Origin of the sequence: uncultured Campylobacter sp. (assembly GCF_938045595.1) — a bacterium.
GTDB lineage: Bacteria > Campylobacterota > Campylobacteria > Campylobacterales > Campylobacteraceae > Campylobacter_B.
The window spans coordinates 1-10,639 of record NZ_CALIBB010000193.1 but is presented as its reverse complement, the minus strand read 5'-3'; the positions used below and the strand labels follow the sequence as shown (position 1 = coordinate 10,639).

11 protein-coding genes are annotated in these 10,639 nt (G+C 47.3%); 10 read left to right on the top strand and 1 reads right to left on the bottom strand.

What is annotated here, in order from left to right; translation table 11 throughout:
* Positions 1 to 548, bottom strand: a 548-nt coding sequence (locus Q0340_RS07675; RefSeq protein WP_298082825.1) for a lipid II flippase MurJ, incomplete at its 3' end; no start/stop codon positions are given.
* An 80-nt stretch (positions 549 to 628) separates the two neighbouring features.
* On the opposite strand from Q0340_RS07675, the gene Q0340_RS07670 reads away from it, so the two are divergent.
* The 10 genes from Q0340_RS07670 to Q0340_RS07625 all read left to right on the top strand — a co-directional run.
* The gene (locus tag Q0340_RS07670; protein ID WP_298082824.1) at positions 629 to 1,732 is read left to right on the top strand and encodes an ABC transporter permease; all 1,104 of its coding nucleotides are present in this window, start codon (positions 629 to 631) and stop codon (positions 1,730 to 1,732) included.
* On the top strand, positions 1,729 to 2,499 hold the full coding sequence (locus tag Q0340_RS07665; protein ID WP_298082823.1) for an ATP-binding cassette domain-containing protein: 771 nt from the start codon (positions 1,729 to 1,731) through the stop codon (positions 2,497 to 2,499). The genes Q0340_RS07670 and Q0340_RS07665 overlap by 4 nt, the downstream gene beginning before the upstream one ends.
* Before the next feature lie 476 nt (positions 2,500 to 2,975).
* Positions 2,976 to 3,905: an MlaD family protein gene (locus Q0340_RS07660; RefSeq protein WP_005870376.1), complete on the top strand. Its 930-nt coding sequence runs from the start codon at positions 2,976 to 2,978 to the stop codon at positions 3,903 to 3,905.
* Positions 3,906 to 3,907: 2 nt separating this feature from the next.
* A complete protein-coding gene (locus Q0340_RS07655) occupies positions 3,908 to 4,471 on the top strand; it encodes a hypothetical protein (RefSeq protein ID WP_005870378.1) in 564 nt (187 codons plus the stop codon).
* A complete protein-coding gene (gene ruvA / locus Q0340_RS07650; protein ID WP_177389038.1) occupies positions 4,468 to 5,022 on the top strand; it encodes a Holliday junction branch migration protein RuvA in 555 nt (184 codons plus the stop codon). Before Q0340_RS07655 ends, ruvA begins: the two co-directional genes overlap by 4 nt.
* A gap of 23 nt (positions 5,023 to 5,045) precedes the next feature.
* On the top strand, positions 5,046 to 6,077 hold the full coding sequence (locus Q0340_RS07645; protein WP_298082822.1) for a D-alanine--D-alanine ligase: 1,032 nt from the start codon (positions 5,046 to 5,048) through the stop codon (positions 6,075 to 6,077).
* A gap of 59 nt (positions 6,078 to 6,136) precedes the next feature.
* A complete protein-coding gene (locus tag Q0340_RS07640) occupies positions 6,137 to 6,355 on the top strand; it encodes a type II toxin-antitoxin system Phd/YefM family antitoxin (protein WP_177389042.1) in 219 nt (72 codons plus the stop codon).
* The gene (locus Q0340_RS07635) at positions 6,345 to 7,076 is read left to right on the top strand and encodes an alpha/beta fold hydrolase (protein WP_298082821.1); all 732 of its coding nucleotides are present in this window, start codon (positions 6,345 to 6,347) and stop codon (positions 7,074 to 7,076) included. Before Q0340_RS07640 ends, Q0340_RS07635 begins: the two co-directional genes overlap by 11 nt.
* A gap of 836 nt (positions 7,077 to 7,912) precedes the next feature.
* A complete protein-coding gene (locus tag Q0340_RS07630) occupies positions 7,913 to 9,709 on the top strand; it encodes a Mur ligase family protein (RefSeq protein ID WP_298082820.1) in 1,797 nt (598 codons plus the stop codon).
* Positions 9,710 to 9,959: 250 nt separating this feature from the next.
* A partial coding sequence (locus Q0340_RS07625) for a DNA alkylation repair protein (RefSeq protein WP_298082819.1) occupies positions 9,960 to 10,639 on the top strand: 680 nt, incomplete at its 3' end.

Here is a 10,639-nt window from a genome sequence, read left to right as displayed (position 1 = left end):
CCGAAGCTAAGATAGAGCACCGCCGTAGCGCCGTCCTTACCGCGAGCTAGCAGAAGCGCCGCGATCATCGCTAAATTTAAAAGTGCGGTTGAAAACGCCGTCGTAGCGAAGTGGTCGCGGTACTGAAGCAGCGAGGCAAAGAGCGTAACGACGAAGATAAACGTGAGGTAGAAAAAATTTATCCGCACGTATGGCACCGCAAGACCGATCTGCTCGGCGCTAAATCCGTATGCCAAAACTTTAGTAAAAACGGGCGCGGCGAGCAGCACGAGCGCCGTTAAAAGCGCGATGAAAATGCTAAATTTAATAAGCACCGCTGCAGCAAAAATTCCTTTTTTACGCGCGGCGGTAAAGCTTGGCAAAAACGCCTGCGTAAAGGCTCCCTCGCCGAATAGTCTGCGGAAAAGATTGGGTAGTTTAAACGCTACGAAAAACAGATCGCTGTAAATCCCCGCGCCCAAAACCGATGCGGTAAGCAGGTCGCGCACGAAACCCAAAACCCGCGAAACCAGCGTGCCTGCGCTATTTGTAAAAAAGCCTCTGAGCATAAATCTCCATTAAATTTTATAAAATGCCAAGGTTGATTATATTATAATTTCCCCTATTTTTTGATTTTGGAGAGAAATTTTTGCGGAATTTAGCCTTTTCGCTCGAAAGCTCGGGCGGGAAAAACACCTTATCGCTACGCGGGCAGTGGAACTACAAAAGCTCGCGCTCCCAGCTACTTGCACTAAAAAAAGCGGTAAAAAATCTAAACGAGCTGGAGCTAAGCTTAAGCGAAATTTCAAATTTAGATTATTTTATGGCGCTGATGATCAAAAATGCCCTTGCCGGCAAGCGGGTTAGCCTTGTGGAGGATAGCTGCAAAGCCGCCAAAATTTTAAGCTTTATGGATGATAAAACGATCGATTTTAGCTACGTACCCGAGTCTCGCAGGCTAAATTTTTTAGCGCAGATCGGACTTTATTGCCATCTTGGAATTCTAGGCTTGCTAAGCCTTGCTGGCTTTTTGGGCGAGTTTTTTTCCAAGCTCGCAGCTTTTATAATTCATCCGATGAAATTCCGCTTCAAAGAAACAGTAAATTTCATCAAGGATAGCGGCATAGACGCGCTTTTCATAGTCTCATTGACGGCATTTTTAATCGGCATCGTGCTTGCTTACATAGGCTCTGATATGCTTTCTAAATTTGGCGCCAGCATCTATATCATCGATATAATGGGTGCTTTGACGCTCCGTGAAGTAGCGCCTCTAATCGCTGCTATCGTTATCGCGGGCCGTTCGGCTTCGAGCTTTACGGCACAGATCGGTGTGATGAAGATCACCGAAGAGATCGATGCGATGAGGACGATGGGCTTTGATCCGTTTTATTTTCTTGCGATGCCGCGCATTATCGCGATGGTACTAATCATGCCGCTGGTCATTTTTATTGCAGATTCGGTAAGTATTTTTGCTCAGATGATCGTGTGTGACGCGTATTTAGACATAGCCTTTAGCGATTATTTGGATAGATTTAAGGCTTCTGTAGAGCTTAGGCATTTTTTAGTAGGTATGATTAAAGCGCCGTTTTTCGGGGCATTCATCGCTATCATCGGCTGCATGCGGGGTTTTGAGGTTAAAGGAAATACCCAAAGCATCGGCGAATACACCACGATCAGCGTCGTAAATGCGATATTTTGGGTTATCGCGATCGACGCGGTATTTGCGGTTTTGTTTTCGGAAATCGGGCTATGAGCGAGCAAGCGCAGTCTAGCGGGACCTCTAAAATTATAGTCGCGCGCGATGTTACTACCGCGTACGGATCGCGCGTTATGCACGATAGCGTAAGTTTTAGCGTTAAAAAAGGCGAAATTTACGGCTTTTTAGGTGGCAGCGGTAGCGGAAAAACGACGTTAATGAAAACGCTCATATTTTTAAAGCGGCCGCAAAGCGGCGAAATTAAAATTTTTGGGCGCGATATTTGGCGCGCAAGCGAGGCAGAGCAAAACGAGATCCGCCTAAAATGCGGCGTGATGTTTCAGTTTGGCGCGCTTTACAGCTCGATGAGCGTGCTTGAAAACGTAGGCGTGCTGCTGCGCGAATACTCTAAATTTAGCGAGCGCGAGATAGATGAGCTATCAATGTTTTGGATCCAGAAGGTAGGACTTAAAAAAGAGGCTGCTGCGCTTAGCCCAAACGAGCTTAGCGGCGGTATGAAAAAGCGCGTGGCGCTGGCTCGCGCGCTAGCACTTAGCCCTGAAATTTTATTTTTGGACGAGCCAAACTCGGGGCTTGATCCGCTCAGCGCCAGAGCCCTTGATAGGCTTGTTTGCGAGCTTAGAGACAGCCTCGGCGTCACGGTCGTGATGGTCACGCACGACGTGGATAGTATCTTTGACATTTTGGATCGGTTTTTGATCGTGGATAATCAAAAAATCGCTTTTGAAGGAAACATCGATGAAATTTCAAGCCTGGAGAATAATCCGCTCGAAGAGCTATTTAAGATGCGACAAAGAGATTAGGCTTTGAAATTTACCGAGCTAAAATACAGCTCGCGGCGAGTAAAATTTAGATAGGTAGGAGCTGAAATTTTAAAATAGTAGCGGGAAAATTTTAAATTTTAAACCTAGCGAGGAATTCCGGGCTCCGCAGGGCTTAAATTTTAAAATTTAGACCTTAGCAGCTCAATCGAAATTTTAAAATTTAGGCGGGTCGTATTTAAGGGCGCATTTGTGGGATAGCGCATTGAAATTTTAAAATTTCGACGAGCAAGCGGCGTTAAATTTAAATCGGGGCGGTAGAATTTTACGCTAAAATACAGCGCGGCGATATTTTGAAATTTCAAAATGCACGCTAAGCTTTAAAATTTAAACTCAGATGATTCTGTGAATTTTGCGGCTATTTGAGAAAAGGCTAAGTTTTAAAATTTAAGCCCAAATGGCTATTTTAAGGCATATCGCAGGGCTTAAATTTTACGCTCTGAAATTAGGAGAAAAGATTGGAAAATAGAACTTCATACACGATAGTAGGCGCATTTGTTATGATCTGCGTCGCGGCTCTTACGGCGTTTATGTGGTGGATGCTTACAAAGACTGATCGCGGCGAGAGCTATCGCTCCTACTATATCCACACAAAAGAGCTTCCCGTAGGCATTAAGGAGAATTCCGAGGTTAAATTTATCGGCGTAAATGCGGGCATCATCAAAAGTATCGATTTTGCCGATATCGAAAATGCGATTATTGAGATTGAAATTTCAGTAAAAAGCAAACTACCGATCTCGCAAGATAGCGTCGCTAAGGTAGAATCTCAAGGCATCAGCGGAATCGCGTTTATAAATATCACGAAAGGAAGCGGCAAGCTTTTCCCGCCGAATGATAAAAAGCCGATAATTGCGCTGGATAAAACGCTTCTTGATAAAATCGGCTCTAAAGCTGAAGTCATCACCGATAGCGTGAGTGAGATGATCTTTAAGATTAACGGGCTGTTGTCTAAGCAAAATACCGATAAAGTGGATAGAATTCTATCTTCGATGGATAAATTTAGCGCTGAGCTAAGTGATGAGAAAAAATTCCAAAGCCTAGACGCGCTGCTTGCTAACGTAAATACTCTCATAGCAAATTTAAACGAGCGCGAGAAGGAGCTAGACGCGCTGCTAGATAATCTAAACGCCTTTGCCGTTAGTGCTGCCAATCTATCGAATTCGCTGGATAAAACCGCAGGTATCATCACTAAGCGTATCGATCGCGGCGAGTACAATCTAAAAGCGATCTTGGATCCTACGCTTGAGGAGGCAAAAAACACTCTTGGCGAGCTAAAAAAATCGCTTAGAGAATTCCAAGGCGCGATGTTTAGGCTAGAGGACAATCCTTACGATTTCTTTTTTAAAGACACTTCTAAAAGCGCGGATCGCGACGATAAAAAGGAATAAAGATGAAAAATTTTATAAAGTTTACGCTTGCTGCGACGCTGGCGGCGATATTTTTAGGCGGCTGCTTAGCCAAGCAGGCTAAGCCATACACCTACTACGAGCTGCGTTATGATCAAAAGCGCTGCGTAAATCCTAGCGGTGCGCGTAAAAATATCTTTATTGACACCATCACAGCGACCGATCTCGTCGATAGGCGGGATATTTTAATAGTGGATTTTAGAAACCGAACGCGGTTCGCAAGCGACGCCAAATTTATCACGATGCCTAGCGAGATGGTATATAAGGCACTGCTTGATGCGGCATTTTCCACCTGCTCGCTAAATCCAATCTTCGTGCCAAAAGAGCGGGATTTGCGCCTAAAAACCAGTATCGTAGCGCTTCAGATCAATAACGATCAAGCAACCGTCACGATGGGATATGAAATTTTAAATTCTTTAGAAAGCATAAAATCTGGCATCGTCACTAAGCGCGTTTTCGTGCCAGATCCCAGCTCGCAAAGCATTTATAATGCTCTAAATTTAGCGCTTAATGAGAGCATAAACGAAATTTTAAAGGCTCTTAGATGATAGCGGCGATCGAAGGAATTATCACGCGCAAGGAGCCCACTGCTTGCGTCATTAAATGCGCTAGCGGCGTAAGCTACGCTCTTTCATTGTCATTAAATACCTCCGCGAAGCTCACGCAGGGCAAACTGACCGAGCTTGCGTGCGTACAAATTCTGCGCGAGGATGCCGATTCGCTGTATGGGTTTTTAGACGAGAGTGAAAAAAAGATGTTTGAAACCCTAATCAAGCTTAGCGGTGTAGGTGCAAGCACGGCGATGGCGGTTTGTTCGACGCTCGCTCCGCAGGATTTCGCGCGTTGCGTAGCTACGGGGGATGCTGCGACGCTAACTTCAGTTCCGGGCATCGGCCCAAAGACCGCTAGACGGATCATTGCCGAACTAGGCGATGCGAAGCTAATGGAATTCGGTCCTAGCGAGACTTATAAAAATGAAGCGGCGTCCGCGCTACAAAGCCTTGGATTTAAGCGCGATAAGATCAATCAAATCTTAGCGGGCTGCAGCAGCACGAATACGTCAGATCTTGTCAAAGAGGCGTTAAAAAAATTAGCGTAGAAAATAAAATTTGAAGGAAAGCAATGAAATTTGGCATAGTTTTTGGAGCTCAAAGCTACGAGCACGAAGTAAGTATCATCTCGGCAATTGCCGTTAAAAACGCCCTAAAAGGCTGGGACTTGGAGTTTGTATTTTGCGATAAAAATCGTAAATTTTACCGCATTGAGGATAAAAATATGCGCGCGGCATATTTTAAGCAGGGCGGCTATGCTAAAGCAAAAGAGCTTGGCATCGGTGCGGGCGGATTTTTTGAGAGCGGAATGTTTAGCAAAAGCATGCTAGAAGTCGGCACATATATCAATCTAATCCATGGCTGCGACGGCGAGGATGGCAAAATGGCGGCGCTATTTGAGTTTTTTGGCATCCCTTATATCGGACCTCGCATAGAAGCTAGCGTGCTAAGCTATAATAAAATTTTAACCAAGCACCTAGCTGCAATCGCAAATGTAAAAACCTTGCCGTATGAGATCGTAAATCGTACTAGTCTGCCTAATTTTAATTTTCCGATCATCGTTAAACCCGCTCATTTGGGCTCTAGCATCGGAATTTCGATAGCCAAGAACGAAAGCGAGTTTAGCTACGCGCTGGATCAGGCTTTTGAGCTGGACGACAGCGCGATCGTAGAGCCATACTGGGAAAACGTAAAGGAATTCAATCTCGCAGGCGCTAAAATAGACGGCAAAATCGTATTTTCAAACATCGAAGAGCCAAAAAAAGAGGGCTATTTAAATTTCGATCGTAAATATTTGGATTTTTCGCGTAGTGGCGCGATCGAACCCGCTCGTCCTGGCGCTTTGCTAGAGGGTAAGATGAAAGACGCCTTTACGCGGCTTTATAACGCAGGATCATTCGATGGCGCGCTCATTCGCTGCGATTTTTTTGAAAAAGAGGGCGAAATTTATCTAAACGAGATAAATCCGAACCCGGGTAGTCTCGCAAACTACCTATTTGACGATTTCTCCGAGGTCTTAGCAGCTCTTGCTTCGTCGCTGCCGCCGATGAGGCAGATCCCTGTAAGCTACGAGCTGATCACCAAAATCACCGCTAATAAGTAGCCAATCGTTTAAAATTTTACGCTAAATTTTGCGTAAAATTTTACCCCAAAGGTCGAGTTATGATAAATCAAGACGAAATTTACACTGCTACCGAGATCGTGCGCAACTTCAGCACCGTTTTAAACAAGATCAAAAACCAAGAGATTAAAAAAGCCCTGATCGTCAAAAATAACAAATTTGAAGCCGTGATGATCAGTATGAGCGAGTTTGAGCGGCTCGAAAAAGCAGTCGAGCTACTCAAGGCTGTTTACGCCAAAAGGAGCGGCGGTGGCGAGTAAGGAGCTCGTCTGCGGCGGCGAGAGCTACAAAATCAGCTACGAAATTTCAAACCTGCAGCGTGCCGAATATATTTTGGTGCTGCACGGCTGGGGCGCAAACAAAGCGCTTATGTCTCGGGTTTTTGCGGACAAATTCCGCCGTTACGCGTTAGTGTGCGTCGATCTGCCGGGATTTGGCGCCAGCTCGCAGCCCGCGCGTGCCCTTGGCAGCGAGGATTATGCGGAGATTATGCGCGCCTTTATCGCAGCTTTGGGCAGGCAGCCCGCAGCGATCATGGGGCACAGCTTCGGCGGCAAGATCGCCGCGTTGCTGGCTCCGCGCAATCTCATACTGCTAAGCAGCGCGGGTATCATCGAGCCGAAGCCCTTTGCCGTGCGCGCCAAAATCGCGATTTTTAAAATTTTAAAAAGACTTGGACTGGCGGGGCTTTGGCGTGCGTTTGCGAGCAAGGATGCCGCAGGTATGAGCAAGACGATGTATGAGACGCTAAAAAACGTCGTAAATGAGGACTTCCGCGATATTTTTTCTGCGCTAAGCCCGCAAAATGCGCTCATCTTTTGGGGCAAGGACGATCGCGCCACTAGCCTAAAAAGCGGCGAGCTGATCCACTCGCTCATTAAAAACAGCAAATTTTATCCGCTCGCGGGGGATCACTTTTTCTTTTTGCAGAGCGCGGAATTTATTGGCGAGCAGATCGAAAAGGAGCTTGGCGGCAGCTAAATTTAACGATTTGACGCCGCGCAAGGTTAAAACAAAACGAGATTTGGTGTAAATTTTAAAATTTAGCCGCGAAATTTTAGCGTTGCTAAAAATCGCGCTTTAGGTGCAAAAACAGATCGCGCGAATGTAAGAGCGAGGTGTAGTTTTAAAGCGTTTTATTGCGGCGCTTTAATGCGGCTCATCGCACGTTTTAAAATTTTGCAATCCGTTTGCGTCAAAGATCGCAAACCGAAGCGTAAATTTAAATTATAAAGCCGCGAGTATGCGTTTAAAATTTAGCGGCGTAAAATACGCTCTTTGGGCTCGTGGTATAAAACGCAAAGCTCAAATTAGAGCGCGCCGCGTTAAATTTTAAAATTTTACGCCGTAGCGGATCGTTTCTGCTATGCGCTCGCGATTGCGGTAGCCGTACATGATGCGGCGAAACCGCGCGTGTATCGCAAAGCGGACGATTAAATTTAGTCGCATAACTGCGTCATGTATTTGCCGCGACAGAAGGCCTATGTGCCGTAAATGATGCAAATTATCGCGCGAGATAGGGCGCGATGTCGCAAGATACGCAGCGTGCGAAAATTTCAGGTCGCGAGAGATAGATACGGCGCGGTATCGAAAACGCAGATGTAGCGCGACAGCGTAAATTTATCTAGTGTGGCTCGTGCAGCCAACATGAGAGAAAGAATTTACGAGCGCGCAAGTTTGCAAAAATAGAATTTGCAAAGAGGGAATTCGTAAAATTTGCAAATGAAGCCAAATGCCTGTTAGTCCGAGCTCGCCGCGTTTTGCCCGCACAGGCTTGCAAAGCGGGCGCCTAAACTTATAAAAAGGAATTTTAAAAGATGAATATAATATTTTTGATCGCGCACGCGGCATTCGTCCTACTGCTGGGCTTTTATCTGATCACCTGCCTGCAGTGGTTTTCGTACAAGCCCGCGCGCATCATCTTTCACTTCACCAAACCCGCGTGGCACCTCTATTTTTTGATTTTGCCGTTAGCGGCGTATTTTGGCTGCGAGATCGCGGCGAGCCTCTGCGCGGCTAAATTCGGCGCCGCGTCCCTCTATGCTCTGCGCGCTGCTAAAATTCTAATCGTCGCGGCCTATGCGCTAGCGCTTTATTTTTGGCAAAGAGGGCTAGATAAAAAGCTCGTCTTTACGCCGCGCGTGAAGCGATTTTTTGCGATTTTGGCGGTTTGTATGTTTAGCTTTAACGCCGCGTTTTATGCCGCGGGGGGGCCGATTTTGCCGATATTTTTACCGCTTGGCGCGGGCCTTGCGGCGAGTTTTGCTTATGAGCGGGCGCAGGCTGCGAAATTTAAGGCTGACGCACGCAAAAAACTGGCCTCGATGCCTTCTCTTACGATCATTCAGATCACCGCGAGCTACGGCAAGACGAGCATTAAAAACTTCTTGTATCAAATTTTAAAAAGCGACTTTCGCTGCTACAAGACGCCGCGCTCGGTAAACACGCTAGCAGGGCTCGTGCGCGACGTAAACGAGGCGCTGCCCGCAGATACGCAGATCTACATCGCCGAAGCAGGCGCCAGGCTAAGCGGCGACATCGCCGAGATCACCGAGTTTTTGGCGCCGCAGATCGTCGTCGTGGGCGAGATCGGCGCGCAACACATCGAGTATTTCAAAAGCATCGAAAACATCCGCAAAACCAAGCTTGAAGCGCTAACAAGCGCGCGGCTAAAGCATGCGTTTTTGCACAGCTGCACGCAAAAAAGCCCGAGCGAGCGTATCACTATTTACGACGAGGGGCTGGAAATTCACGGCGCGGATCTGGACGGAATAAAATTTAGTCTTAGCTTGAGCGATGATGAAAGCGGTGCTAGCGGCGAAAATTCTGTGCCGCGCGCAGAGACATCCGCCGCAGAAGGCGAAGGGCAGGGCGATTTAAGCTTAGATGCAGGCAGTGCGGCATGTGCGGAAAAAGACAAAAATTCTAAAAATTACGGCGCCGATTTTGACGATGCAAATTCCATGTCCCGCACCGAACGGAGCGAGCAAGAATTTTACGAACAAGCCGCCCGCGCCGCTAGCGACGATAAAATTTGCAGCGACAAAGAGCGGGGCACGCAAGAGGCTCCAAACGAGCGTAAAATTTTAAACGGGCGTAGCGAACAAGGAAAGAGATATGAGTTTTTCGCGCCGATTTTGGGTAAATTTAACGCCGCAAATCTCGCCGCGTGTATAAAGATCGCGCGATTTTTAGGGCTTAGCGCTGATAAAATCAAAAGCCGCGTCGCGCACGTCAGCGCCGTCGAGCACAGGCTCGCACGGCTCGATGCAGGCGGCAAGATCATCATCGACGATAGCTTCAATGGCAATCTAAGCGGTATGCTGCAAAGCTACGAGCTGATGCGAAGCTACGCCGGGCGCAAGGTCATCATCACGCCGGGCATTGTCGAGAGCACGCGCGAGGACAACGAGACGCTGGCTGCCAAGATCGATGAAATTTTTGATCTCGCGATCATCACGGGTGAGCTAAATTCCGAGGTGCTACAAAGCAAAATAGACCCCGCAAAGACTATCGTTTTGAAAGACAAGCGCGATTTGCAGCGGGTTTTGAGCGAAAATACGCACAGCGGCGATCTGATTTTGTTTTCAAACGACGCGCCGAGCTTTATTTAAGAGGCTTTGGCGATACGGCTTACTCTGCATGGCTGTATACAGAGCGATTTAGCAGGCATGTTTTTTTAGATAAAAGAATTTGAGAGAGTGCGGCGGGCGACTTATAAAGTGGCGCGACCCGATAGGCGATTAGTTTGAGCTTGCGGCGCGATCTGTTTAAATAGATAACCCATGCGGCGAAATTTTAGCGTGCCGCGATCAGCTCGCGTTCGGGCTGGTAAAATCCGCAATCAAAATTTAAAGGAAAGCCATGGATTTACGAGAAAATATGCTAGGGCAGCTGCGAGCGTTAAGTGAGGAGAAATTTGCGAAATTTTCGCAGCGCCTAATACCCGCGCCGCAGATTTTGGGCGTACGCACTCCCGCACTGCGCGCACTTGCTCGCAAAAGCTTCGCCGCTTTGGGTGGAGCAGATGAAGCGCGGCGCGAGCTGCAAAATTACGAGCCCGTTTTTCACGAGGAGTTCGTGCTAAAAGGCTTTTTTATAATGCTTTTGAAGCAGGATGAGACGAAATTTGCACTTGCGAGCGATTTTATCAAAACGATGCCTAATTGGGCGGTTTGCGATATGTTCGCTCCGAAATTCAGGGGCGCCGATCTTGCGGACGCGCTGCTAAAGCAGGCTAAAAGCGGCGCGGACGAGTTTGAGAGGCGATTTTTCTACGTTTATTTTATGCGAAATATGGACGCGATCTCGCCTAAGGAATTTTTTGAAATTTGCGCCGCCGAAAGCGACGAGCGGTACTACGTGCAGATGGGCGCGGCGTGGGCGATAGCCGAGATGTTTATCAAACAGCGCGAGATCACGCTTGCGTTTTTGGCGAGCAAACGGGCGGTTAAATTTATCCAAAACAAGGCGATATCGAAGATCCGCGATAGCTTTCGCGTAAGCAAAGCCGACAAGGAGGCGCTTTTGAAGTATAAAATTTA